General features: G+C 70.4%; 18 protein-coding genes. 9 read left to right on the top strand and 9 right to left on the bottom strand.

Annotated features, from left to right (window positions below; all coding sequences use genetic code 11):
- Window positions 1-11: 11 nt before the first annotated feature.
- From TSO221_RS14780 to TSO221_RS14745, 8 genes are all read left to right on the top strand, one after another.
- Window positions 12-1,316: a CmpA/NrtA family ABC transporter substrate-binding protein gene (locus TSO221_RS14780; protein WP_109119272.1), complete on the top strand. Its 1,305-nt coding sequence runs from the start codon at window positions 12-14 to the stop codon at window positions 1,314-1,316.
- A 143-nt stretch (window positions 1,317-1,459) separates the two neighbouring features.
- Window positions 1,460-2,320 carry a nitrate ABC transporter permease gene (gene ntrB / locus TSO221_RS14775; RefSeq protein WP_109119271.1) on the top strand — a complete coding sequence of 287 codons (861 nt, stop codon included), beginning with the start codon at window positions 1,460-1,462 and terminating at the stop codon, window positions 2,318-2,320.
- Between the two features lie 13 nt (window positions 2,321-2,333).
- Window positions 2,334-3,128 (top strand): ABC transporter ATP-binding protein, encoded by a 795-nt coding sequence (locus TSO221_RS14770; protein ID WP_109119270.1) that lies wholly within the window; start codon window positions 2,334-2,336, stop codon window positions 3,126-3,128.
- A gap of 31 nt (window positions 3,129-3,159) precedes the next feature.
- Window positions 3,160-5,607, top strand: a complete 2,448-nt coding sequence (gene nirB, locus TSO221_RS14765) for a nitrite reductase large subunit NirB (RefSeq protein ID WP_109119269.1) — start codon at window positions 3,160-3,162, stop codon at window positions 5,605-5,607.
- Window positions 5,608-5,612: 5 nt separating this feature from the next.
- On the top strand, window positions 5,613-5,963 hold the full coding sequence (nirD, locus tag TSO221_RS14760) for a nitrite reductase small subunit NirD (RefSeq protein ID WP_109119268.1): 351 nt from the start codon (window positions 5,613-5,615) through the stop codon (window positions 5,961-5,963).
- A 139-nt stretch (window positions 5,964-6,102) separates the two neighbouring features.
- Window positions 6,103-8,733 (top strand): nitrate reductase, encoded by a 2,631-nt coding sequence (locus TSO221_RS14755; protein WP_109119267.1) that lies wholly within the window; start codon window positions 6,103-6,105, stop codon window positions 8,731-8,733.
- Complete coding sequence (cobA, locus tag TSO221_RS14750; protein WP_247878058.1) at window positions 8,708-9,502, top strand: uroporphyrinogen-III C-methyltransferase; 795 nt, start codon at window positions 8,708-8,710, stop codon at window positions 9,500-9,502. The genes TSO221_RS14755 and cobA overlap by 26 nt, the downstream gene beginning before the upstream one ends.
- 284 nt (window positions 9,503-9,786) lie before the next feature.
- A complete protein-coding gene (locus TSO221_RS14745; RefSeq protein ID WP_109119266.1) occupies window positions 9,787-11,052 on the top strand; it encodes a hypothetical protein in 1,266 nt (421 codons plus the stop codon).
- A 44-nt stretch (window positions 11,053-11,096) separates the two neighbouring features.
- Here the strand turns inward: TSO221_RS14745 and TSO221_RS14740 are convergent, their stop codons facing one another.
- The 5 genes from TSO221_RS14740 to TSO221_RS14720 are packed head-to-tail and all read right to left on the bottom strand — an operon-like array spanning window position 11,097 to window position 15,600.
- Window positions 11,097-11,861, bottom strand: coding sequence for an ABC transporter ATP-binding protein (locus TSO221_RS14740; protein ID WP_199229487.1), 765 nt, complete (start codon window positions 11,859-11,861; stop codon window positions 11,097-11,099).
- Window positions 11,858-12,919: a dihydrodipicolinate synthase family protein gene (locus TSO221_RS14735; protein ID WP_109119265.1), complete on the bottom strand. Its 1,062-nt coding sequence runs from the start codon at window positions 12,917-12,919 to the stop codon at window positions 11,858-11,860. The genes TSO221_RS14740 and TSO221_RS14735 overlap by 4 nt, the downstream gene beginning before the upstream one ends.
- 17 nt (window positions 12,920-12,936) lie before the next feature.
- Entirely contained in the window at window positions 12,937-13,755 is an 819-nt protein-coding gene (locus TSO221_RS14730; RefSeq protein WP_109119264.1) for a GNAT family N-acetyltransferase, read from the bottom strand.
- The gene (locus TSO221_RS14725) at window positions 13,742-14,812 is read right to left on the bottom strand and encodes an NAD(P)-dependent oxidoreductase (RefSeq protein ID WP_109119263.1); all 1,071 of its coding nucleotides are present in this window, start codon (window positions 14,810-14,812) and stop codon (window positions 13,742-13,744) included. Before TSO221_RS14725 ends, TSO221_RS14730 begins: the two co-directional genes overlap by 14 nt.
- Window positions 14,809-15,600 (bottom strand): ABC transporter permease, encoded by a 792-nt coding sequence (locus TSO221_RS14720; protein WP_109119282.1) that lies wholly within the window; start codon window positions 15,598-15,600, stop codon window positions 14,809-14,811. Before TSO221_RS14720 ends, TSO221_RS14725 begins: the two co-directional genes overlap by 4 nt.
- 100 nt (window positions 15,601-15,700) lie before the next feature.
- Between TSO221_RS14720 and TSO221_RS14715 the strand changes: the two genes are divergently transcribed.
- On the top strand, window positions 15,701-16,711 hold the full coding sequence (locus tag TSO221_RS14715; RefSeq protein ID WP_109119262.1) for an ABC transporter substrate-binding protein: 1,011 nt from the start codon (window positions 15,701-15,703) through the stop codon (window positions 16,709-16,711).
- Window positions 16,712-16,718: 7 nt separating this feature from the next.
- Here TSO221_RS14715 and TSO221_RS14710 read toward each other — a convergent pair whose 3' ends face one another.
- From TSO221_RS14710 to TSO221_RS14695, 4 genes are all read right to left on the bottom strand, one after another.
- Window positions 16,719-17,627, bottom strand: a complete 909-nt coding sequence (locus tag TSO221_RS14710) for an SHOCT domain-containing protein (protein ID WP_146208808.1) — start codon at window positions 17,625-17,627, stop codon at window positions 16,719-16,721.
- Between the two features lie 54 nt (window positions 17,628-17,681).
- The gene (locus TSO221_RS14705) at window positions 17,682-18,833 is read right to left on the bottom strand and encodes an aminotransferase class I/II-fold pyridoxal phosphate-dependent enzyme (protein ID WP_109119260.1); all 1,152 of its coding nucleotides are present in this window, start codon (window positions 18,831-18,833) and stop codon (window positions 17,682-17,684) included.
- A 234-nt stretch (window positions 18,834-19,067) separates the two neighbouring features.
- On the bottom strand, window positions 19,068-23,156 hold the full coding sequence (locus tag TSO221_RS14700; RefSeq protein WP_247878057.1) for a Pls/PosA family non-ribosomal peptide synthetase: 4,089 nt from the start codon (window positions 23,154-23,156) through the stop codon (window positions 19,068-19,070).
- Between the two features lie 206 nt (window positions 23,157-23,362).
- Entirely contained in the window at window positions 23,363-24,121 is a 759-nt protein-coding gene (locus TSO221_RS14695) for a phytochelatin synthase family protein (RefSeq protein WP_109119258.1), read from the bottom strand.
- Window positions 24,122-24,436 lie beyond the last annotated feature (315 nt).

Below are 24,436 nucleotides of genomic sequence, written 5' to 3'. Positions count from 1 at the left end.
ATGAGCCTCCCATGAGCGAGACCAAGACCTCCACCGTTCTCCCCGCGCTCACCCGCCGCAGCCTGCTGGCCGGCACCGCCGCGACCCTCGCCGCCGCGCGCACCGCGTTCCCCTCCGGCGTCTGGGCCGCCGGCGCCGACACGCCCGAGACCACCAAGGCGATCTTCGGCTTCATCGCGCTGACCGATTCCGCGCCGCTGATCGTCGCCAAGGAGAAGGGCTTCTTCGCCAAGCACGGCCTGAAGGACGCCGACGTGCAGAAGCAGGCGTCCTGGGGCACCACCCGCGACAACATCGAGCTGGGCTCGGCCAACGGCGGCATCGACGGCGCGCACATCCTCTCGCCGATGCCCTACCTGATCAGCACCGGCAAGGTGACCAAGAACAACCAGAAGGTCCCGATGTACCTGCTGGCCCGGCTGAACACCAACGGCCAGTGCATCTCGGTCTCCAACCGCTACAAGGCGGCGGGCGTCACCACCGACGCCAAGTCGCTGAAGGCCGCCTTCGCCGACATGCGGAAGGCCGGCAAGGAGGTCAAGTGCGCCATGACCTTCCCCGGCGGCACCCACGACATGTGGATCCGCTACTGGCTGGCGGCCAACGGCATCGACCCGGACAAGGACGTCTCCACCATCGTCGTGCCGCCGCCGCAGATGGTCGCCAACATGAAGGTCGACACCATGGAGGCCTTCTGCGTCGGCGAACCGTGGAACGCCCAGCTGGTCAACCAGAACATCGGCTTCACCGCGCTGACCACCGGCGAGCTGTGGGCCAACCACCCGGAGAAGGCGCTGGCCATGCGCGCCGACTGGGTGGACAGGAACCCCAACGCCGCCAAGGCGGTGCTGATGGCGGTGCAGGAAGCCGCGATCTGGTGCGACAAGGCCGAGAACAAGGCCGAGATGTGCCAGATCCTCGCCAAGCGCGAGTGGTTCAAGGTGCCGGTCGAGGACATCCTGACCCGCTCGCAGGGCACCATCGACTACGGCTCCGGCCGGGTGGTCAAGGACAGCCCGCACATCATGAAGTACTGGAGCGACTTCGCCTCCTACCCGTTCAAGAGCCACGACGCGTGGTTCCTCACCGAGAACGTCCGCTGGGGCTACCAGCCGGCCGACCTCGACATCAGGAAGACGGTGGACGCGGTCAACCGCGAGGATCTCTGGCGCGCGGCCGCCAAGACGCTGGGCGTTCCGGAGGCGCAGATCCCGACCTCGACCTCGCGTGGGCCTGAGACCTTCTTCGACGGCAAGGTCTTCGACCCGGAGAGCCCGACCACCTACCTCGCCAGCCTCGACATCCGGCGCGTCTAGGCGCGCGCTCTGAGCCCTCCCCCGCCTCCGGCGGGGGAGGGTTGGGTGGGGGCAACGGCTGACCGGGAACGCCGCTGCCCCCACCTAACCTCCCCCAGCGGGGCTGGGGGAGGGACTTGGAAAGCCTTTTGAACGGAGCCCCCATGACGGCCCTCACCGAAACCCACCGCACCGCCGCGCCGTCCGCGCGCTTCGCCAACCTGGTCCCCGCCACCGTCGCTTGGGCACGCAACGCGGTCGCCAACACGCTGCCGCCGCTGGTCGCGCTGGCCATCCTCGTCGGCATCTGGCAGCTGCTGTGCATGGGCGCCGGGGCCTCGCTGCCGGCGCCCTCCAAGGTGGTGACCGACACCTGGGAGCTGATCTCCAACCCGTTCTTCGACCATGGCGGCACGGACAAGGGCCTGTTCTGGCACCTCTTCGCCAGCCTGAAGCGCGTCGCCGTCGGCTTCTCGCTGGCCGCGGTCGCCGGTGTCCTGCTGGGCGTGCTGATCGGCCAGTCCAGCCTCGCCTACCGCGGTCTCGACCCGATCTTCCAGGTGCTGCGCACGGTGCCGCCGCTGGCGTGGCTGCCGATCTCGCTGGCCGCCTTCCGCAACGCCGATCCGTCCGCCATCTTCGTGATCTTCATCACCGCGGTGTGGCCGATCATTCTCAACACCGCCGTCGGCATCCGGCAGATCCCGCAGGACTACCGCAACGTCGCCCGCGTCATGCGGCTCTCCGGCCCCGAGTACTTCTTCAAGATCATGCTGCCGGCCACCGTGCCCTACATGTTCACCGGCCTGAAGATCGGCATCGGCCTGTCCTGGCTGGCCATCGTCGCGGCCGAGATGCTGATCGGCGGCGTCGGCATCGGCTTCTTCATCTGGGACGCGTGGAACAGCTCGCTGATGAGCGAGATCATCCTCGCCCTGGTCTACGTCGGCGTCGTCGGCTTCATGCTCGACCGCCTCATCGGCTTCATCGCCGGCCGCATCTCCGGCCCCAAGGCCCGCAGTTAAGGAGGACCAGCCGATGCACGCCTACCTCTCCCTCGAAAACGTCGGCATGGAGTTCATCCGCGGCAACACCAAGTCGGTGGTGCTCAAGGACGTGGGCCTGAAGATCGACCGCGGCGAGTTCATCTCGATCATCGGCCACTCCGGCTGCGGCAAGTCCACGGTGCTGAACATCGTGGCCGGCCTGCTGCGCTGCACGACCGGCGGCGTGCTGCTGGAGAACCGCGAGGTGGACAGCCCCGGCCCCGACCGCGCTGTGGTGTTCCAGAACCACTCGCTGCTGCCCTGGCTGACCGTCTACGACAACGTCCGCCTCGGCGTGGACAAGGTGTTCGGCAAGACCAAGAGCAAGGCCGAGCGCCACGAGTGGACGCTGCGCAACCTGTCGCTGGTCCACATGGACCACGCCATTGCCAAGTACCCGGAGGAGATCTCCGGCGGCATGAAGCAGCGCGTCGGCATCGCCCGCGCGCTGGCCATGGAGCCGAAGGTGCTGCTGATGGACGAGCCGTTCGGCGCGCTCGACGCGCTGACCCGCGCGCACCTGCAGGACAGCCTGATGGAGATCCAGACCACGCTGGGCAACACGGTGATCATGATCACCCACGACGTGGACGAGGCGGTGCTGCTGTCCGACCGCATCGTGATGATGACCAACGGCCCGGCCGCCACCATCGGCCAGGTGCTGGACGTGCCGCTGAAGCGGCCGCGCCGCCGGCTCGAACTGGCCGAGGACCCGACCTACGTGCACTGCCGCGGCGAGGTGCTGCGCTTCCTCTACGAGCGCCACCGCCACGTCGAAGCCGCCTGAGCGCCGCCGCACAAGCCCCGAGGTTCCGAGCATGACCAAAGAACGTCTCGTCGTCATCGGCAACGGCATGGCCGGCATCCGCACGGTGGAGGAGCTGCTGCTCCGCGCCCCCGGCCGCTACGACATCACGGTGTTCGGCGCCGAGCCGCACCCGAACTACAACCGCATCATGCTCTCGCCGGTTCTGGCCGGGGAGAAGTCGTTCGAGCAGATCATCCTCAACGGCCGCGACTGGTACGAGGCCAACGGCATCACGCTGCACACCGGCGACCGCATCGAGGGCATCGACCGCACGGCCAAGACCGTCACCTCGGTCGGCGGCAAGACGGTGGCCTACGACAAGCTGCTGCTCGCCATCGGCTCCGACCCGGTGGTGCTGCCGATCCCCGGCAAGGAGCTGCCCGGCGTCATCGGCTTCCGCGACCTGTCGGACGTCGAGGCCATGGTCGCCGCGGCGAAGACCGGCACCCACGCGGTGGTCATCGGCGGCGGCCTGCTCGGCCTGGAGGCGGCCAACGGCCTCGCGCTGAACGGCATGGAGGTCACCGTCCTCCACCTCATGGGCACGATCATGGAGCGCCAGCTCGACGAGGCGGCCGGCTGGCTGCTGCAGGCGGAGCTGGAGGGCCGCGGCATCAAAATCATCACCAAGGCGCAGACCGAGGCCATCCTCGGCGACGGCAAGGTGCAGAAGGTCAGGCTCGCCGACGGGCGCGAGCTGGACGCCGACCTCGTGGTCATGGCGGTGGGCATCCGCCCGAACACCGCGCTGGGCAAGCTGGCCGGCCTGGAGGTCAACCGCGGCATCGTGGTGGACGACCGCATGGTGACCTCCGACCCCGACATCCTGTCGGTCGGCGAGTGCGTCGAGCACCGCGGCCAGACCTACGGCCTCGTGGCGCCGTTGTGGGACATGGCGAAGGTGTGCGCCGACCATCTGGCCGGCGCGCCGGAGAGCGCCTACACCGGCACCGTCTCGGCGACGCGCCTCAAGGTGACGGGCGTCGAGCTGTACTCGGCCGGCACCTTCGGCGACGCCGGCACCGAGGACATCGTGTTCCGCGACGGCGCGCGCGGCGTCTACAAGCGCATCGTGCTGCGCGACAACCGCATCGTCGGCACGGTCTTGTACGGCGACACCAAGGACGGCCCCTGGTACTTCCAGCTCCTCAAGGACGCGGAGGACATCGCGCCGCTCCGCGACACGCTGATCTTCGGCCAGGGGGCGGGCGCGCAGGCGCAGGACCCTTTCGCGGCCGTCGCCGCGCTGCCTGACACGGCGGAGATCTGCGGCTGCAACGGCGTCAACAAGGGCACGGTGGTCGCGGCGATCCGCGACAAGGGCTGCTGCTCGGTCGAGGATGTGCGCACCCACACCAAGGCGTCGGCGTCCTGCGGCGGTTGCACCGGGCTGGTGGAGAAGCTGCTGGCCTGCACGCTGGGCGACGGCTACCAGGCGCAGACGGGCCCCAAGCCCATGTGCAAGTGCACGCACCTCGCCCACGACGACGTGCGCCGGCTGATCGTGATCGACAAGCTGAAGTCCATCCCCGCCGTCATGCAGGCGCTGGAATGGACGACGGCCGAGGGTTGCGCGTCGTGCCGCCCCGCCCTGAACTACTACCTGATGTGCGCGTGGCCGGGCGAGTACAAGGACGACAACCAGTCCCGCTTCATCAACGAGCGCGTCCACGCCAACATCCAGAAGGACGGCACCTATTCTGTCGTGCCGCGCATGTGGGGCGGCCTGACCAACGCGTCGGAGCTGCGCGCCATCGCCGACGTGGTGGAGCGGTTCCAGATCCCCACCGTCAAGGTCACCGGCGGCCAGCGCATCGACCTGCTGGGCGTGAAGAAGGAGGACCTGCCGGCGGTGTGGTCCGACCTCAACAAGGCCGGCATGGTGTCGGGCCACGCCTACGCCAAGGGCCTGCGCACGGTGAAGACCTGTGTGGGCTCGGAGTGGTGCCGCTTCGGCACGCAGGCCTCCATGTCCATGGGCGTCAAGCTGGAGAAGATGACCTGGGGAACCTGGACGCCGCACAAGTTCAAGATGGCGGTGTCCGGCTGCCCGCGGAACTGCGCCGAGGCGACCATCAAGGACTTCGGCGTCGTCGCGGTGGACAGCGGCTGGGAGCTGCACGTCGGCGGCAACGGCGGCCTGCACGTGCGCGCCACCGACCTCCTCATGAAGGTCGAGACCGAGGATGAGGTGCTGGAGGTCTGCGGCGCCTTCCTGCAGCTCTACCGCGAGGAGGCGCGCTACCTGGAGCGCACTGCGCCGTGGATCGAGCGCGTCGGCATCGACTACGTCCGCGCCCGCATGGAGGACGTCGAGGTGCGCGAGGCCCTGCACCAGCGCTTCCTGTACAGCCAGAAGTTCGAGCAGATCGACCCCTGGGCCGAGCGCGCCTCGGGCGCCGTGGACAACCACGAATTCGCGCCGCTCGCCTCCCTCGTCCCCCTCGCCGCGGAGTGAGACCGATGAACGCCATGCTTCCGCAGTCCTGGGTCGCCGTCGGCCGCGTCACCGACATCCCGCGCCGGGGTGCGCGCGTCGTCAAGGCGCCGGGCGGCGACATCGCCGTCTTCCGCACCGGCGCCGACGAGGTCTACGCGCTGCGCGACCGCTGCCCGCACGGCAACGGTCCGCTGTCCAACGGCATCGTGCACGACCGCAAGGTGACCTGCCCGCTGCACGGCATGGTCTTCGACCTGACCGACGGCCATTCGATCGGGCCGGACGCCTGCCAGGCGCGCACCATCCCGGTGCGCGTCGTCGCCGGGGTGATCGAGCTGGGCAATCCCCTGTATACGGAGACGGCCAGTGCATGACGGTGAGGATGGATCCCCTCTCCCGCCCCGGGAGAGGGTGGCCGGCGAAGCCGGCCGGGTGAGGGTACAGGCGAGGATCAGCGACGGATTCTTGTCGGTACCCCCACCCCAACCCTCCCCCGGGGCGGGGGAGGGGGCTGTGCGCACCACCTGCCCCTACTGCGGCGTCGGCTGCGGCGTGCTGGCCGAGGCCGGCGCGGACGGTGCCGTCACCGTGCAGGGCGACCCCGACCACCCCGCCAACCGCGGCCGGCTGTGCTCCAAGGGCATGGCGCTCGGCGAGACGCTGGGCCTGCACGGGCGCCTGCTGACGCCGGAGGTGAACGGGCGGGCGGTGGACTGGGACACCGCGCTCGACGCCGTGGCGGAGGGCTTCCGCGCGGCCGCCGAGCAGCACGGGCCGGACTCCGTGGCCTTCTACGTCTCCGGCCAGCTGCTGACCGAGGACTACTACGCGGTCAACAAGCTGATGAAAGGCTTCGTCGGCTCGGCCAACGTCGACACCAACTCGCGCCTGTGCATGGCCTCCACGGTGGCCGGCCACAAGCGCGCCTTCGGCGCCGACGTGGTGCCCGGCTGCTACGAGGACCTGGACGGCTGCGACCTCGCGGTGCTGGTCGGCTCCAACGCCGCGTGGTGCCACCCGATCCTGCACCGCCGCCTGGAGGCGGCGCGCGCCCGCGGTGCCCGCATCGTCGTCATCGACCCGCGCCGCACCGCGACCTGCGATTCCGCCGACCTGCACCTGCCGCTGCGGCCGGGCAGCGACGTGCTGCTGTTCAACGGTCTGCTGGCGCACCTCGTGCGCAACGGCGCCATCGACGGCGAGTTCCTCTCCGCGCACACCAAGGGCTTCGCCGACGCCCTGGCGGCGGCCGAGCGCGACGCGCCGGATCTCGACGCGGTGGCGGCCGGCTGCGGGCTGCGGGCCACCGACGTCGCGCGCTTCTACCGCTGGTTCACCGCGACCGAGCGCACCGTTACGCTGTTCTCGCAGGGTGTCAACCAGTCCAGCCAGGGCACCGACAAGGTCAACGCCATCCTCAACGTCCACCTCGCCAGCGGCCGCATCGGCAAGCCGGGCATGGGGCCGTTCTCGCTGACCGGACAGCCCAACGCCATGGGTGGGCGCGAGGTCGGTGGCCTCGCCAACCAGCTGGCCGCGCACATGGGCTTCGACGACCCGGCGGACGTCGAGCGGGTGGGGCGCTTCTGGCAGGCGCCGGCCATGGCCGCCAAGCCCGGCCTGAAGGCGGTCGACCTGTTCCAGGCGGTCGCCGAGGGCCGCATCAAGGCGCTGTGGATCATGGCGACCAACCCGGCGGTCAGCCTGCCCGACGCCGACGCGGTGCGCGCCGCGCTGGCCGCGTGCCCGTTCGTCGTCGTCTCCGACGCGGTGCACGGCACCGACACCACCGCGCACGCCCACGTGCTGCTGCCGGCCTCGGCCTGGGGCGAGAAGGACGGTACGGTCACCAACTCCGAACGCCGCATCTCCCGCCAGCGGGCGCTGCGTCCCTCGCCGGGCGCCGCCATGCCGGACTGGTGGCAGGTGGCGCAGGTCGGCCGCCGGCTCGGCTGGGGCGAGGCCTTCGCCTGGGCGTCGTCCGCCGACATCTTCCGCGAGCACGCCGCGCTCTCCGCCTTCGAGAACGGCGGCAGTCGCGCCTTCGACCTCGGCCCGCTGGCGGGGCTGACGGACGCCGCCTACGACGCGCTGGAGCCGGTGCAGTGGCCGGTGCGGGCGGACGGAGGCACCGCGCGCCTGTTCGCCGACGGCCGCTTCGTCACGCCGGACGGCCGCGCCCGGCTGGTGCCGGTGCGGGTGAAGCGGCCGGCGCACGTCGTTTCGGTGGAGCACCCCTTCATCCTCAACACCGGGCGCCTGCGCGACCAGTGGCACACCATGACGCGCACCGGCACGGTGCCACGGCTGGCCTCGCACACCGACGAGCCGTTCGTCGCCATCCACCCCGACGACGCGGCGGAACAGGACCTGACGGACGGCGACCTCGCCGTCGTCGAGGGCATCGCCGGCCGTGCCGTTCTTCGCGTGCGCGTCACCGAGGACCAGACCCCCGGCACGCTGTTCGCGCCGATCCACTGGAGCCGCCGCTTCGCCTCGGAGGGCGGTGTCGGCCCGGTGCTTCCGGCCGCCACCGACCCGGTGTCCGGCCAACCGGAGCTGAAGCACGGCCCGGTGTCGCTCCGCCGTTGGGAGCCGGGCTGGACCGGTTTCCTGATCGGCCGCGCCGAGGTGGTGCCGGACGCCGACTGGTGGGTCGGCACGGTGCGTGACGGCTGCCGCGTCACGCTGCTGGCCGGCGACGCGTGGCCGGCCGACCTGGAGGGCTGGGCCGCCCGTCTGCTCGGCGGCGTCGCGCGGCTCGACCTGCACGACGGCGGGCGTGGCGTGCACCGCTGGGCGCGGCTGGATGGCGACCGGCTGGAGGCCGTCCTGTTCATCGGCATCGACGGCCCGCAGCGCCCGTGCGACTGGCTGGTCGCCCGTTTCGCCGAGCCGGCCGTGTCGGCCGAGGAGCGGCCGTGGCTGCTCAGCGGCCAGGCGCCGTCGGGCACGACCGAGTGCGGGCGCGTGCTGTGCGCCTGCTGGAACGTCGCCGAGGCGCGCGTGCGCGCCGCCGTCGAGGCCGGCCTGACCAGCGTGCAGGAGATCGGCGCGGCGCTGAAGGCCGGCACCGGCTGCGGCAGCTGCGTCTCGGAAATCAAGGAGCTGATCGCCGATGCCCGACATGACGTCGCCGCGTGACCTTCTGTTCGCCCCGCCCGGGGAGAACCCGCCGGTGCTGCTGGTGGGCGCCGGGCCGGGCGATCCCGACCTGCTGACGATGGCCGCCGTCAAGGCGCTGATGCGGGCCGAGGTGGTGCTGTACGACGCCCTGGTCGGCCCGGAGATCCTGGCGCTCGCCCCGCGCGACGCCGAGCGGGTCTGCGTCGGCAAGCGCAGCGGCAACCATTCCATGGCGCAGGCGGCGATCAACGGCCTGCTGCTGGCCAAGGCCCGCACCGGCCGCCGGGTGGTGCGGCTGAAGGGCGGCGACCCGCTGCTGTTCGGCCGCGGCGGCGAGGAGATGCAGCACCTTCAGGCGCACGGCGTCGCGGTGAAGGTGATTCCCGGCGTCACTGCGGCGCTGGGCTGCGCGGCGTCGGCCGGCGTGCCGCTGACCCACCGCGGCCTGGCGAGCGGCGTCACCCTGCACACCGCGCACGGCCGCGACGGCGGGTTGCCGCTGGGTTCCGCCGACCTCGCGGAGCACACGCAGGTGGTCTACATGGGCCGCGACCGCATCGGCGCCGTGGCCGCGGCGATGATGGCGCGCGGCCTGCCGCCGGACACGCCGGCACTGGTCATCGAGAACGGCACGCTGCCCCAGGAGCGCCGCTGCCTCGGCACCCTGGCCGATATTGCGGAGCGGGCCGCGGCGGAGCTTAGCGACGGGCCGGCGCTGATCATGGTCGGGCGGACTGTGGGGCTGATGCCGGTACTGGTGCGCGAGATGGCGGATTCCGGGATCTGACAGCCTCGTTATCGCGAACGTGTGTGGCGCCCCCGCATCGCCAAGGACGATGTGACCGTCGCCAAGGAGATTGAACGGCTGGCCGGAGCGCTGGAGAGACAGGGGAGGGTCGCGCCGTTGGGCGCGGCCTTTTTTTGCGCGCGTGCGGGAATGAAGAATGCTCGTGAGCCGTTTGTTCCGATAACGCCGCTCAACGCATCGTCGCAAAGCCGTTTGACAAGGGTTCTGTATGGCTTGTGATATGGGCGGTGTTCGGAAATCGATCGCGGAACCGGAGAGGCGGCATGAGTGTGCGGATGCGCGCGGTAGTAACGACGGTCGCCTTTGCCTGCCTGTTTGCCCTGCTGCTGGCACCCCTCGGGCCGGCCCGCGCCGATAACGGTTGCCCGAAAGCCGGGACGTTTCCGGACCCGTGGGCGACGCATAAGACCTGCCTGCCGGTGTCGCCGTACAACCGGCTTCCGCTCGACGACGAGCAGCCGATGACGTTCGCCGCCATCCAGATCAGCGCGTCGATCACATACATCCAGGGCACGGGCATCATCACCGAGGATACCCCGAACGAACTGCGGAAATTCCTGAAGAACCGCGATGGCCCGCTGTCGAGCGAGTTGTACCTGCATTCCCGCGACGGCCATGTCGGGGCTGCCCTGGAACTCGGGTGGGTCATTCGCTCGGCGAGGCTGCACACGAACATCGGTCGCGCCATCCCGCTCGCGGGGATAATGAAGGTCTACGACTACCCGGAGGCGCTGTGCCTGACCGCCTGTGCCTATGCATTCCTGGGCGGTGTGACGCGACATTATGGCGATCGGGATGTCTTCGGGGTCAATCGGTTCGGCCGCGCCAGCGGGGCGGCCCTGGACGCCAATACCCTGAAGGCCGGCGATCTTCTCGCCACGTACATCCGGGACATGGGCGTCGATGCCTCCGCCTTCGAGGTGAACTCCATCAGCGGCTTCGAGAAGGACATCTCCACCTTTCCGGTGAAGCTCGCCGAAAAGGCGGGGATCATCTTCGACAGCGCTGGTCGGACCCGCTTTTGGCTGGAAGAGCGCAACGGGTCGAACGTCGCCGCCTTCTACTTCACCCAGCGGGAACGGGAATACGATGGCTTGGTGTTGTGCTCCGGCGGCGAGCGTGTGCTTCTCGTGTTCGACACCGCCGATTCCCTGCCGGCGCTGATGCGGACGATGAAGAAGTTCCCCGCCAAGTTCCGGACAGGCGATGGGCGCACCCTGCCGGCCACGGCGACCTATGTCCCGGCGTCGGTATCGCCGAATTCCGTGGCATACGTTGGCTTCCGTATCCCCGACCTGGATGAGCGGGGGTTCTCCGGGGACGGGCTGATGCTCGACGATATCGAAAATCCGAATCTCAAGGTGCCTCCCCAGAAGGGAGCCCCGTCCGGGAGTGGCGCAACGGCTGATCGGTTCGCCTGGTGGGATGCGGTCGCGGCCTTCGCCTTCAGCATCGCGGCCGACAACGCGCCGAGCACGCTGCCGGCCGTGCTCCGCGACTGCGGGAGCCGGCGCGGCGGGCGTATCTAGGCGCGCTTTTGCGAAAGCCGAAGCCTAGAAAAGGAAAAATCAAGCTAATCCATGCCGAGCAGGTGGTAGACCCGCCTGACGTGCTGTCCGAACCCGTCCGTGGTCTTGAGGTCGAGGGTGCGCGGGAAGGGCAGGTCGATGGCGAACACCTCGGCCATGCGCGCCGGGCCGGCGGTCAGCACCGCGCACTTCGACCCAAGGAACACCGCCTCCTGGATCGAGTGGGTGACGAAGATGATGGTCTTGCGGCTCTGTTCCCAGATCCGCAGCATCTCCAGGTTCATCTTCTCCCGCGTCAGCGCGTCGAGCGCGCCGAACGGCTCGTCCATCAGGATCAGCTTCGGGTCGTGCACCAGGGCGCGGGCGATGGCGGCCCGCTGCTGCATGCCGCCGGACAGCTCGTAGGGGTACTTGTCCTCGAAGCCGCGCAGCCCGACCATGCCGAGCAGGTCGCGCGCCCGCGCCTCCGCCTCGCGGCGGGGGATGTGCAGGATCTCGGCCGGCAGCGTGACGTTCTGCAGGACGGTGCGCCACTTCAGCAGCAGCGCCTGCTGGAACACCATGCCGACGTCGCGGCCGGGCACGAAGGCGGAGGCGGCGTTGCCGATGCGCACCTCGCCATCGTCGGAGGCGTGCAGGCCGGCGAGGATCTTCAGCACCGTCGTCTTGCCGCAGCCCGACGGCCCGACCAGCGAGACGAGGTCGCCCTCCGCCACGTCCATGGTGACGTCGGAGACCGCCACGAACTCGCGCCCGCCCGTGCGGTACACCTTGCGCACGTTGCGCAGGCGGATCAGCGGCTCGCTCATGCCAGCCAGCGGCCCAGGTTCGCGGCGACGAAGGCGTCGTCGGAGAGGTCGGCGTGCTCGCGACAGACGCGGTCGATCTCCGTGGCCTGGCCGGGGCTCAGGCCCTCGGCCGGGTCGAGGCACCATGTGCCTTGCAGCAGGCCCTGGCGGTGCAACACCTTGTGGCAGCCGGCGATGCAGCCGCGGAAGTCGTTCGCCACGTCGAAGAAGGCGGCGTTGCAGTCGGTGACCCGGCTGTCCAACGCCAGGATCTCCGGCGGGACCGGCCCGGCGGCCACGGCGGCGTGCAGCGTCTCCAGCAGGCGGACGGCGCGCCGCGTCCACACCGACCAGTGGCCGAGCAGCCCGCCCTTGAAGCGTACGGTCACCGGCTGCCCGTCCCGCATCACGGTGAACGGGGTGACGAGGTCGAGCACGATGTGGTCGTCGTTGCCGGTGTAGAGGGTGATCCGCTCCTCCGCCCGCGCCGCGACGAGGCCGCGCACCACGTCGAGCGTGCGGTAACGGTGGAAGGGGGCGACCTTCACCGCGACCACGTTGTCGATCTCGCAGAAGCGGCGCCAGAACTCCGCGTTCAGCGGCAGGCCGCCGACCGCCGGCTGGAGGTAGAAGCCGACCAGCGGGATCTCCTCCGCCACGCGGCGGCAATGCGCGACGATCGCGTCGGGGGAGGCGCCTTTCATTGCGGCGAGGCTGAGCAGGCCGGCGTGGTAGCCGAGGGCGACGGCGGTGCGCGCCTCGGTCACCGCTTGCTCGGTGCGGCCGACGACGCCGGCGATCATCACCAGGGAGCGGTTGGTCCAGGAGCGCGAATCCTCCATGGCGGTGCCGAGCACCGTCTCGTAGAGGCCGGCCTGCCGGATCTCGAACTGCGTCGTATGCACCCCGACCGCGAGGCCGCCGGCGCCGGCGTCCACGTAGTACCGGGTCAGCGCCCGCTGGTGGCGCCGGTCGAAGCGCCGCCCGGCGTCGAGCGCCAGCGGGTGGGCCGGGATCACAGCGCCGCGGGCCAGCGTCTCGCGGACGGCGGCGGGCAGATCGGTTCGATGCAGGCCCATGCGTGTCGTGCTCCCAATCACCCGAATTCCGGCCCGGCGGCGACGAACAGCCGCGAGGGATCGCCGAACGGCGTGTCCCGACCGTGCGCCATGCGCAGGAACGACCGCTGCTTCACGAATCCTCGCTCCTGAAGCCACGCGGCCAGCGACTCCCAGCGGTCGGCGAGGTCGAGGAACACCGGTCCCGTGGCACGTCCCACCGCCGCCTCCAGCAGGAGCCATGCGTCCTCCTCGCGCTCCGCCACCAGCGGGCCGATCTGCAGGGCGACGCGGCCGGGGCGGGCGAGCACGAAACCGACGCCGTTCTCCAGCACGAAGGCGTGCTCCGGCGCCCGGCCGAGGAAGCCGCCGAGCAGCAGCGCGCGCTCAGCCCCGAAGGCGAGGGCATCCGCGGCGACCGCGGCGGCCACGTCGTGCATCGACATCGCCCGCACGCCCGCGGGCACGCCGCCCCCGCTCGGACCCTGCCATCGGGTGAGGCCGAACTGCGGCCGGAAACCCAGCGGCCTATAGACCCGCTCGCCGGCCGGGGTGGCGTCGAGCACCGGGACACGGCCGAGGCGCGCCAGTTCCTCCAGGCCGATTTCCAGGATGCGGGTGCCGAGCCGGCGGCCCCGCCGGGCCGGGGTGACCAGCACCATGCTGATCCAGCCGAAGCCGCCGTCGTAGGGCAGCACCGCGCCGGTCGCCACCGGCCGGCCGTCCTCGACCACGCCGAACACGGTGCCGCGGCCGAAGAAGACCGACCAGTCCTCCGCCGTCTGGTTCCACCCCGCCTCCGCCGACAGGGCGAGGCAGCCGGGCAGCAGTGCGGCGTCCAGCTCAGTAGGCGCCATCCCGGACCTCAAAGTGGGTCGGCTTGCCGAGACCGGGCTGCCCGCGCGCCACCCAGTCGGCCACCCAGTCGATCATGCGGGACAGCGGCACCACCGGGTAGCCGAACAGCTTCGCCGCCTGGGCAGCGTTGTTCAACCACGCGGTCGGTGCCTCGGTCCCGGTGATCTGCGGCGTCGTGCCGAGGCGTTCGCCGAATTGCTGGGCCAGCCAGCGCACCGGGACGACCTCCGGCCCGGTGACGTTGAGCGGGGCCGTCGGCGTGGTGGCGTGGCGCAGGCAGCGCAGCGCCTGGGCGTTGGCGTCGCCCTGCCAGATGACGTTGACGTGGCCCATGGTGACGTCCACCGGCAGCCCGTCGCGCACCCTGGAGGCGACGTCGAACAGCACGCCGTAGCGCAGGTCGATGGCGTAGTTCAGCCGGAACAGCCGGCCCGGTGTGCCGTGGACCTGCGAGAAGTGCTCGAAGATTCGCTCGCGTCCGATGCAGGAGTTGGCGTACTCGCCTGGCGGGTCGAGCGGGCTGTCCTCAGTCGGGCCGGGGCCGGCGACCGGGACGAACGGGTACACGCAGCCGGTCGAGAAGGCGACGATGCGGGACGAGCGGAACGTCTCCGCCACCATGGCCGGGACGTGGACGTTCATCGCCCAGGTCAGCGCCGGGTTGCCCTGCGCGCCGAACTTGCGCCCGGCCATGAAGACCACGTTGCGGAGCCGCGGCAGCGCCTCCACCGCGGCGCGGTCGAGCAGGTCGCAGGCGATGGTCTCGACGCCGTGCGCCTCCAGCGTGTCGCGCAGGCCGGGCTCGGAGAAGCGGGCGACGCCGATGACGCGCCGGCCGGGGGCGGCGTTGCGGGCGAGGCGGGCCAGCGTCGGCCCCATCTTGCCGCCGACGCCGAGCACCAGGATGTCGCCGTCGACGGCCGCGAGGTCGGCGGCCAGCGCGCGGCTCGGCCGGGCGAGGAAGGCGTCCAGTTCCTCCGGCCCGTCGAAGCGGTCGGGCAGGGGGGCGTCGTCCAGCCACGGACCGCCGTCCCAGGGGGCTTGCGGCAGGCTCATGTCATCCTCGCGTCCTTGGGAACGAGCCGGTGCTCCAGGATCAACACCGCCAGATAGAGGGCGATGCCGAGGAGCGTCAGCAGGATCACCGCCATGAACATGGCCGGCGTGTCGAGCGAGGCCTGGACCTGGATCATCAGGTAGGCGAGGCCACGGTCCGAGGCGATGAACTCCCCCACCACCGCGCCGGCGACGGCGAGGATGGCGGCCACCTTCATGCCGGAGAAGATGTAGGGCAGGGCGCCCGGCAGCTGGATGTAGCGGAACGCCTGCCAGCGCGAGCCCTTCAGCGACCGGACGAGGTCGAGCAGGTCGGGCTCCACCTCGCGCAGGCCGCGCACGGTGGTCAGCAGGATCGGGAAGAAGCACAGGCTGAAGGTGATCAGCACGTTGGTGGCGACGCCGTAGCTGAACCAGACGATCACCAGCGGCCCCAGCGCCACCTTGGGGATCATGTTGAGCGTCACCAGCAGCGGGAAGACCAGCAGCATCAGCCAGCGCGACCACGAGAACAGCAGCGCCATCAGCACGCCGAGCACGACGGCCAGTGCGTAGCCGCCGATGATCTCCGTGGCGGTGACCAGCGTGTTGGGACCCCAGGCGTAGTTGGCCTTGGCCAGCGTCGCCAGCACGGCGGCGGGGGCGGGCAGGACGAAAGCCGGGACCTGGAAGGCGGTGACCAGTGCGTGCCAGAGCAGCAGCGCCCCGATGTGCACGCCGGCGATGACCAGCCAGCGGCGGTGCGCCTGGGCGCTGCCATTTCCGGGAGTGTCGGTGCCTGGGGTCATGCACGCGTCGGTATCGGTCATCCTGCTGCCGATTATTGATCCGCGAGGGGTTCGTGGCTAAGCTTTTTTGAGCACCAGCGGACAATCGGGGGAGGGGAGCATGGCGGGGCGGAACACCGTGGGCCGGGGCTTGGCGTGCGTGGCGGTCGCGGCGGCGCTGCTGGCGCCGGGCGTCGCGGCGGCCAAGGACAAGATCAACCTGGTGCTGAACTGGGTGCCGACCGCCGACCACTCCCCCTACTACTACGCCAGGGAGCAGGGCTGGTACGAGCAGGCCGGCATCGAGCTGACCATCGAGAGCGGCAAAGGCTCCGGCGTGTCGGCGCAGCGGGTGGGGGCCGGCACGTCCGACATGGGCATCGCCGACATGGCGACCGCGCTGCTGGCCAAGGGCAAGGGCGCCAATCTCGTGGCGGTGATGGCGGTGTACGCCAACTCGCCGCAGGGGTTCTACTGGCTGAAGAGTTCGGGGATCACCGGGCCGAAGGACTTCCCCGGCCGCAAGATCGGCAACCCGCCGGGCGACGCGTCGCGGGTGATGTGGCCGGCCTTCGCCAAGCAGGTGGGCATCGACCCGAACTCGGTCAGCTTCGTCAACGTCAGCCCGCAGGCCAAGGTGCCGTCGCTGAAGAGCAAGGCGATCGACATCACCTCCGACTTCTACAACGAGCACGACCTGAAGGTCCGCGAGTTCGGCGACGACCTGGGCTTTCTGCCGTGGCGCAGCATGGGCATCAACCCCTACGGCAACGCCATCATCGTCAACGGCGATGTCCTGGCGAAGAAGCCGGAGCTGGTGAAGGCCTTCACCCAGATCAGCCAGAAGGCGTTCGCGGCGTGCGTCAAGGACGTCGGGCCGTGCCTGAAGGCGCTGCTGGCCAGCGTCTCCGGCCTCGACGAGCCGAACCAGCGCGACCAGTGGACCCGCATCAAGGAGCTGATGCGCGATCCGACCACCACGACCACCGGGCTGGGCATGTTCGACGCGGCCCGCATGAAGGCGGACTTCGAGATGGTGAAGACCTATTTCGGCCTGGAGCAGCCGTTCGAGGTCGAGACGGCCTACACCAACCGCTTCCTCGACCCGTCCATCACGATGACGGCGCCATAGGCCGTGGTCACAGCCCGCCCAGGATCTCCTTGCGCTTGGCCTCGTACTCGGCCGGGGTGATGACCTGGCGGTCGTGCAGGTCCTTCAGCGTGGTGAGGCGCTGTTCGACCGACGGCGCGGCCGTGGTCTGGGAGGCGCCGCCCGGCGCGGGCTTGGCCGCCGCTGCGGGATCGGCGCGCCCGGTGTAGAGGCCGCCATCCTTCATGGCGGCGTAGAGCGGCGCCGCCTTCGCCTTGAAGGCCTCGAGATAGGCGACCTTGTCCGGCGAGGCGCCGATCAGGTCCTTGTGCCAGGAGCTGTCGGCCCATTTCCCGGTCTCGTCCGCGAAGCCGCTCAGCGCCGGGTTCACGTGAACCGCGTAGGTCAGGTAGTTGCTGCGGTCGGACAGGCGGTACAGGGCGTAGATCATGGTGCTCGGCATGGTCTGGCCGCGGCCGGCCAGGGTGGCCTGGATGTTCTTGCCCTGGGTGGGCTTGTAGGTGCTGGTCTTGTCGAAGACGTAGTGGTTGACGCCCCAGCACGCCTGATCGTTTCCGTAGTCGGCGTCCTTGTGGATGAAGTAGACGTCGGTGCGGTGGCAGAACTGGTGCGGCGTCCAGCCCGAGGCCGACATGTCGGCGTTGAGGTCGATGGTGATGTAGCCGGACAGTTTCTCGCCGGCGAAGGACGCCAGGGTGACCGTCGCGAGCACGCTGTTGCTGGTGTTCTTGGCCTCATTGAGCGCCGTGACGATCCACTCGCCCTCCGGCAGCGGGACCGTGGCGCGGCCGATGCGGATCGACCCGGTGTGCACGGAATCGAGCGTCAGCTTGTCGAGGATGCTCTCGGCCCCGGCCGGCATCGACACCAGGGCGGCCACCGCCGCCACCGCAACCGCCATCCGTCCCATCGGCTTCCCCCATCCGGTGCGAGGCACGCTACCTCCAAGGAAGTATGGTCGATTGCAACGACGGCGAGTCAAGCCGCCCGCTCAACCGGTGGTGCGCAGCGCGGCGTCGAGGTCGTCGTAAAGGTCGTCCACCGCCTCCAGCCCGACCGACAGGCGCAGCAGGTCGCCGGGGATGGGGGAGGTCGGGCCCTCGACGCTGGAGCGGTGCTCGATCAGGCTCTCGACGCCGCCCAGCGAGGTGGCGCGGCGCCAGATCCGCACGTTGGCGGCGGTGGCGATGGCCGCCTCGGTGCCGGCGCGCACGCGGACCGACAGCATGCCGCCGAAGCCGCCCTGCATCTGCTTCGCCGCCACGTCGTGGCCGGGGAAGCCGGGCAGGCCGGGGTAGAGCACCGCCGAGACCGCCGGGTGGGCGGACAGGCGTTCGGCGAGGTCGAGCGCGGCGGCGCTCTGCCAGCGCACGCGGGCGAACAGGGTGCGCAGGCCGCGCTGCAGCAGCCACGCCTCGAAGCTGCCGAGGATGCCGCCCTGCTGCGCCTGCACCGCCTTGACCCGCGCCCAGAACTCGTCCTTGACGGCGGTGGTCAGCGTGCCGGCGACCACGTCGGAATGACCGTTCAGGTACTTGGTCGCGGCGTGCATGACGATGTCGGCGCCGAGCGACAGCGGACGGGTGTGCACCGGCGTGGCGACCGTGGAATCCACCGCCAGACGGGCGCCGGCGGCGTGCGCGATCTCCGCCACCGCGGCGAGGTCGGTGACGCTCCACAGCGGGTTGGCCGGGGTCTCGACCCAGATGACCTTGGTCTCGCCGGGGCGGATGGCGGCGCGCACGGCGGCGGTGTCGCTCATGTCCACGCCCTGGACGCGCAGGCCCCAGCGCACCGCCGGGCCGTGCAGCCAGTTGCGGAGCGACCAGTACATGATCTCCGGCACCAGCACATGGTCGCCGGGATCGAGCGCCTGGAACACCGCGGTCGCCGCCGCCATGCCCGAGGCGAACAGCAGCGTGTCCGCGCCGCCCTCCAGCGCGGTGACGGTCTGCGCCGCCGGGTCGAAGGTGGGGTTGTCGGCGCGCGCGTAAACCCGGCCACGGCGGTAGGCGTTGTCCGGGTCGCGGACGTAGGTGGTGGAGGGCTGGATCGGCGGGATGATGGCGCCGCTGCCCGCGTCCTCGTAGCCGAGCGCGCCGGCCGCGATGGTCTCGGGACGGTGGGGCGTGTCGGCGGTCATGCGGAAGGTCCTTTCGGCGGCGGGAATGAAACGCTGTGAGACGCTATGAAACGCACGATCGAGGTTTGTTTCATGCGCGAAGATTGAGGAAAATGATCCTATCGCGCTTTTGATGGGTTTGCAACGTGTCCGCGCTGTCCCCCCTCCCAGCCTCCCCCCGTTGGGCGGGGGGAGGAGGTTAAGTTCCCTCCCCCGCCCAGCGGGGGAGGGTTAGGGTGGGGGTAACGCGGAAACCTACGCCGCCGCCCGGAACGTCTCTGTCTTGGCCGACGGGTCCGCCGCCTGTTCGGCGGGGGCGCCGACCCACTCGGTGTGGGCGGGGATGCTCTCGCCCTTCATCACCAGGGTCAGCGGGCCGAGGCGCGCCCAGTCGCCGATGTGGGTGTCGTAGAGCACCGTGCCGCCGGCCCCGACGGTCACGCCGTCGCCCACCACCACGCGGCCGACCTTCATCACGCGGTCCTCGTAGAGGTGCGTCTGCAGGGCCGACAGGGCGTTGAGCGCCACGTAGTCGCCGACCTCGACGCAGTCGAACTCGGTCAGGTCGGTGGTGTCCATGAAGACGCCCTTGCCGAACTTCGTGCCGAACAGGCGCAGCACCCAGGGCAGCATCGGCGTGCCGCGCAGGTGGTCGAGCAGCACCTTGCCGGCCAGACCCCAGTACAGCACCGCCACCGCCTCGGTCTTCATCGCCCACCACGACCACATGGGCTTCATGGTCGGGGTGTAGCGGCCCATCAGCGCCCACTTCACCAGGATGACCACCGCCACCATGGCCGCCGGGATGGCGACGCTGGCCGCGACGAACAGCTGGAGGAAGCAGGCATAGTTCGCCGCCAGGATCGACGGGGCCAGCACTTCCACCGCCAGCGTGCCGAAGGTGATGAACAGTGCCGTCGGCATCGACAGGCTGAACGCCTCGAACACGGCGCGGCCGATGCGGCGGCCCAGCGGGGGCTCGTAGGTCCAGTTGGCGGAGACGTCGAACTTCTGGCGCACCGGCAGCTTGATCGGCGGGCTGCCGAACCAGGTGCAGCCGGGGTTCATCTCCTCGTTGGCGGGCGGCTTCGACTTGATGCCGATCAGCGAGCCGGTCGGGATCACCGCGCCGGCCGGCACCACGGCGTCGTTGCCGACGAAGACGCGGTCCTCGGTCTTCACCGGCTTGAGGGTCATCCAGCCGCGGCGGATCTCCTCGTCGCCCAGCACCACCTCGTCGGCGATGAAGCACTTCTCGCCGATCTCCACCAGATCGTAGCGCCCGGCGAGGTTGGCGGAGATCTCCGCACCCTTGCCGATCTTCGCGCCCATCAGCCGGTACCACGCCCGCATGTAGACGGTGGCGTAGAGGGAGCTGAGCGTCTCCAGCATCACCTCGGTGGACAGCGCGACGATCCATTTGCGCACGTAGAACCAGCTGTGCACCGAGAAGCTGCCGGCGCCGACCCGCGGCAGCACGGTCCAGCGCAGGGCGGCGATCAGCAGGACCGTCACCGCCACCATCACCATGGCCGTCGGCCATGCGATCACCGGCAGGTAGGTCAGGTAGCTGACGCCCAGGATGTCGCCCAGCACGCTGTCCAGCTTGTCGAACAGGTAGAAGGCCGGGAAGATCGGGATCAGGCTGACCGGCGGCAGCGCCAGCACGGCCAGCGTGTAGATCATCGCCTGCAGCGCCCTGGTCACCGGGCCGGCGGCCGGCGGCTCGGGCAGCTCGTCGCGGGCCACCACGCCGGTCTGCCGGGCGGGGGAGCCGTTCCACACCTCGTAGGCGCCGGTGCGGGCGTGCGCCGGCAGGGCGGTCAGGTCGGCCAGCTCGGTGCCGTCGCCGACCACCGCGCCGTGGCCGATGACGCAGGAGGTGCCGACGTAGGCGTCGGCGCCGATCTCCACCGTGCCGATGACCAGCTCGTTGCCGATCACCTCGGCGTTGGCGAGCTTCACCTTGTCGCCGATGGAGGCGCCGGCGCCGATGCTGACGAGGTCGATGGCGCCGGATTCGAACTCGCCGATCTGCGCGTCCTTGCCGACCTTGGCGCCCAGCGCGCGCAGCAGCACGCGCACCAGCGGCGAGCCCTGGAACCACTTCAGGTGCACGAGGCTGACGAGGCGCTGCACCAGCCACCAGCGGTAATAGTACACGCCCCACAGCGGGTAGCGGCCGGGCCTGGTGCGGCCGATGATCAGCCACTTCGCGGCGATGGCGATGACCACCGTGGCGACGTTGATGCCCATGTAGACGCCGACCAGCGTCGTGACCTCCTGGAGGAAGGTCGCGTCCTCGCCGGACAGCAGCATGTAGCTGACGAACACGCCCAGCCACTGCGCCGTCATCAGCGCCAGGATGATCGGCAGCGCCGCGGCCTGCGCCAGCCCGCACAGGAAGCGGCGGAGCAGCGGCGGCGGGGTGAAGGACTGGTCGCGCTTCACGGTGCCGGCGCGGGTGTCCAGCTTCTCCGCCATGGCGCGGATGGTGCGGGCGCCGTAGACGTCCTGGAAGGTCAGGCCCTCCAGGTGCGCGGTGGCGCGCACGTGCGACAGGAACTGCGCCGCCAGCAGCGAATGGCCGCCGAGGTCGAGGAAGAAGTCGGCCTCCAGCGGGATCGTCTGGCCGGGGAAGACGCGCTTCGCGGCCTCCAGCAGCGTCGCCTCGGTGGGGGTGCGCGGCTCCTCCTGGGCGCCGGCCCCGGCGTCCTGGGTCAGCTCGGCGGTGCGCAGCGTCTTGCGGTCGGCCTTGCCGGAGGCGAGGCGGGGCAGGGACTCCACCACCTCGAAGTGCGACGGCACCATGTAGGCGGGCAGCCGGGCGCGCAGCGTGTCGCGCAGCACGATGCGGTCGAGCGCGGTGCCGGCCTGCGGCACCAGGAAGGCGACGAGGCGGTCCAGGCCGTTGTCGGTGCGCAGCACCACGGTGGCCTGGGCGACGTGCGCGATGTCGGTCAGCGCCGCCTCGATCTCGCCCAGCTCCAGCCGGAAGCCGCGGATCTTCACCTGATCGTCGATGCGGCCGTGGAACAGCAGGTTGCCGGCGTCATCGACGCTGACCGCGTCGCCCGAGCGGTACAGCACCGGATCGCTGCCGTCGCCCGAAAAAGGGTTGGGGATGAACTTCTCGGCGGTCAGGTTGGGGCGGTTGAGATACCCCTGCGCCACGCCGGGGCCGCCGATCAGCAGCTCGCCCTGGGTACCGGGGCCGACCAGCGACAGCTGCTCGTCCACCACGTAGCCGGTGTAGTTGGGGATCGGCCGGCCGATGCTGACCGGGCTGTCCGGGCGCACCTCGGCCACGGTGGCGACCACCGTAGCCTCGGTCGGGCCGTAGCTGTTGAAGATCGTGCGCCCCGGCCGGCACCAGCGCGCCGCCACCGAGGGCGGGCAGGCCTCGCCGCCGAGGATGATGACGCGCAGGCTGGGCACGTCCTTCGGCAGCATGGCGAGCAGCGTCGGCACGGTGTCGAGCACCGTCACCCCGGCCTCGGCCAGCACATCGGCGAGGCGGTCGGCGGAATCCAGCACCTGCCGGCTGGCCACCCACAGCGTGGCGCCGACCAGGTAGGGGACGAAGATCTCCTCCAGCGACAGGTCGAAGGCCACCGAGGCGCCCTGGAACACCACGTCGTCGGCGTTGAGGCCGTACACCGTGTTGGCGGCGCGCAGGTAGTGGCAGATGTTGCGGTGGGAGATGACGATGCCCTTGGGCTTGCCGGTCGAGCCCGAGGTGTAGATGGCGTAGGCCGGGTCGCTCTGGATGACGCCGTCGGCGCGCAGGTCGGGCGTGCTGGTGTTCTCCGGCAGGTCGGCGCCGGCGGTCAGGTCGTAGAGGTACAGCGTCTCGACGCCGAGCTCCGACGCCCCCCCCTTGGACAGCTTCGAGCCGGTGGCGACGTCCACCAGGATGGCCGCGGCGTTGCAGTCGGCGAGGCTGATGGCGACGCGGTCGGCCGGGGCGTCGGCGTCGAAGGGCAGGTAGGCGGCGCCGGCCTTCAGGATGCCGAGCAGCGCCACGTGCAGGTCCAGCGAGCGCGCCATCCACAGGCCGACGAACGAGCCGCGGCCGATCCCGCGGGCGCGCAGCGCGTGCGCGACGCGGTTGGCGCGCCGCTCCAGCTCGCCGTAGCTGACCCGGCGGCCCTCGAAGACGATGGCCGTGCGCTCCGGGTGGGCGGCGGCGCTGGCGGCGAAGATCTCGGGCAGCAGCTCGTCGCGCAACAGCGAGGCGTCGGCGCGACCGCGCAGAACGCCGGGGCGGGACGGGGAGTCGGTGCGGAAGGCGGGGGCCGGGGAAGTCTCGGAGACGGCAGTAAGGGTGCTCGACAAGGTCACGCTGCCAACCTTCATCGGTGATGTTCAGCGCGCCGCCGTCCGGGCATATGACCTGCCGCGGCATAGAGCTGAAGGCGGCTGGATGCCGCACTTACGTTCTATTCTGGCTTGGTTAATGAAGTGTTGAGATGGCCGTGAAAGTTCGAATCTTGGGCACTCTGTGCCTTTCTCGTCACGCCCGCTGGCACCGGCGTGGGCAGGGGACCTCATCCCGAATGGTGGCGGACGCGCACGCGGATCAGGCCGCTGCCCTCGGGGTCGGCGCGGTCGGGCTTGAGCATGGCCTGCAACAGCTTCTCGTCGCTGGACCAGTAGGGGACGTACCAGGCGCGGTCGACGTCCATGACCAGCACGCGGCGGTTGGCGGCGTCGTACGCGCCCAGCGGCGCGATGTGGCCGACCGTGGCGTCGCCGGTCAGCGTGCCCTGGTCGAAGGCCAGCAGGATGATGTCCTCGGCGCTGCGCTCGTTCTCGGCGAGGATCCGGCGCAGTTGCGCCAGCGTTGCTGGCGACTCGTCGCGCGGACGGAACACCTCGACGTCCGCCCTGATGCCGTACGTCTTGAGGGCGCGGCGCACGTACACCTCGAGATCGGTGAAGCTGATGCCCTCGCCATCCTCGGCCGCCGCCGCCTTCCAGGCGTCGTCGCCGACCTCCTCCAGCAGGCTCCGCTGCGTGACCAGCCGTTCCGAGGCGGCGTTGGGCAGCCCGCGCAGCGCGTTCAGCATCATCGCCACGCTGGCGACCGAGCAGGCGCTGCCGGTGCTCTGATGCACGTAGTAGGGGGCGAGCGCCCAATAGTCGGGCGCGTCGTGGGTGCGCACGTAGTTGTTCGCCAGCGTGATCGGGATGGCGTCGGGGCCGAACTTCGGCTTCGCCTCCTGCAGATGCGTCGGCACCTGCGCGCAGACCGCCAGGGAGGCGGTCGCGACCGCGGCGAACACCAGGGTCCTGATCCTGAGCATGCCTGTGCGCCCGTCCTTTCGTGGCCTGCCATCCGCTGTGCGGAGATCGGACGGCGCCACCCCGGTTTCAACAGCGCGGCGATCACTTTGGCGCGAGACAATGGCAAAGAAAAGGCCGGAAGCGGGTGCTTCCGGCCCTCTGTCGGCGACGGCTGGTGGAGCTGGTTAACGCGAATGCACCAGCGCCACCCCCTTCTTGCGGCCCTTGGCCGGCTCGGCGTCGGTCGCGGCGTCCTCGGCGTACGCGCGTCCGTAGTAGCAGTCGAGGAGGATGCGCTTGAGCTCGGCGACGAGCGGGAAGCGCGGGTTGGCGCC

Origin of the sequence: Azospirillum sp. TSO22-1 (assembly GCF_003116015.1) — a bacterium.
Lineage (GTDB): Bacteria > Pseudomonadota > Alphaproteobacteria > Azospirillales > Azospirillaceae > Azospirillum.
This window is presented reverse-complemented; position numbering and strand designations above follow the sequence as displayed.

Bases quoted from the DNA above. Each gene is read 5' to 3' on its own strand.
- TSO221_RS14780 (WP_109119272.1), top strand. From the start codon at position 12: ATGAGCGAGACCAAGACCTCCACCGTTCTCCCCGCGCTCACCCGCCGC.
- ntrB (WP_109119271.1), top strand. From the start codon at position 1,460: ATGACGGCCCTCACCGAAACCCACCGCACCGCCGCGCCGTCCGCGCGC.
- TSO221_RS14770 (WP_109119270.1), top strand. From the start codon at position 2,334: ATGCACGCCTACCTCTCCCTCGAAAACGTCGGCATGGAGTTCATCCGC.
- nirB (WP_109119269.1), top strand. From the start codon at position 3,160: ATGACCAAAGAACGTCTCGTCGTCATCGGCAACGGCATGGCCGGCATC.
- nirD (WP_109119268.1), top strand. From the start codon at position 5,613: ATGAACGCCATGCTTCCGCAGTCCTGGGTCGCCGTCGGCCGCGTCACC.
- cobA (WP_247878058.1), top strand. From the start codon at position 8,708: ATGCCCGACATGACGTCGCCGCGTGACCTTCTGTTCGCCCCGCCCGGG.
- TSO221_RS14745 (WP_109119266.1), top strand. From the start codon at position 9,787: ATGAGTGTGCGGATGCGCGCGGTAGTAACGACGGTCGCCTTTGCCTGC.
- TSO221_RS14740 (WP_199229487.1), bottom strand. From the start codon at position 11,861: ATGAGCGAGCCGCTGATCCGCCTGCGCAACGTGCGCAAGGTGTACCGC.
- TSO221_RS14735 (WP_109119265.1), bottom strand. From the start codon at position 12,919: ATGGGCCTGCATCGAACCGATCTGCCCGCCGCCGTCCGCGAGACGCTG.
- TSO221_RS14730 (WP_109119264.1), bottom strand. From the start codon at position 13,755: ATGGCGCCTACTGAGCTGGACGCCGCACTGCTGCCCGGCTGCCTCGCC.
- TSO221_RS14725 (WP_109119263.1), bottom strand. From the start codon at position 14,812: ATGAGCCTGCCGCAAGCCCCCTGGGACGGCGGTCCGTGGCTGGACGAC.
- TSO221_RS14720 (WP_109119282.1), bottom strand. From the start codon at position 15,600: ATGACCCCAGGCACCGACACTCCCGGAAATGGCAGCGCCCAGGCGCAC.
- TSO221_RS14715 (WP_109119262.1), top strand. From the start codon at position 15,701: ATGGCGGGGCGGAACACCGTGGGCCGGGGCTTGGCGTGCGTGGCGGTC.
- TSO221_RS14705 (WP_109119260.1), bottom strand. From the start codon at position 18,833: ATGACCGCCGACACGCCCCACCGTCCCGAGACCATCGCGGCCGGCGCG.
- TSO221_RS14695 (WP_109119258.1), bottom strand. From the start codon at position 24,121: ATGCTCAGGATCAGGACCCTGGTGTTCGCCGCGGTCGCGACCGCCTCC.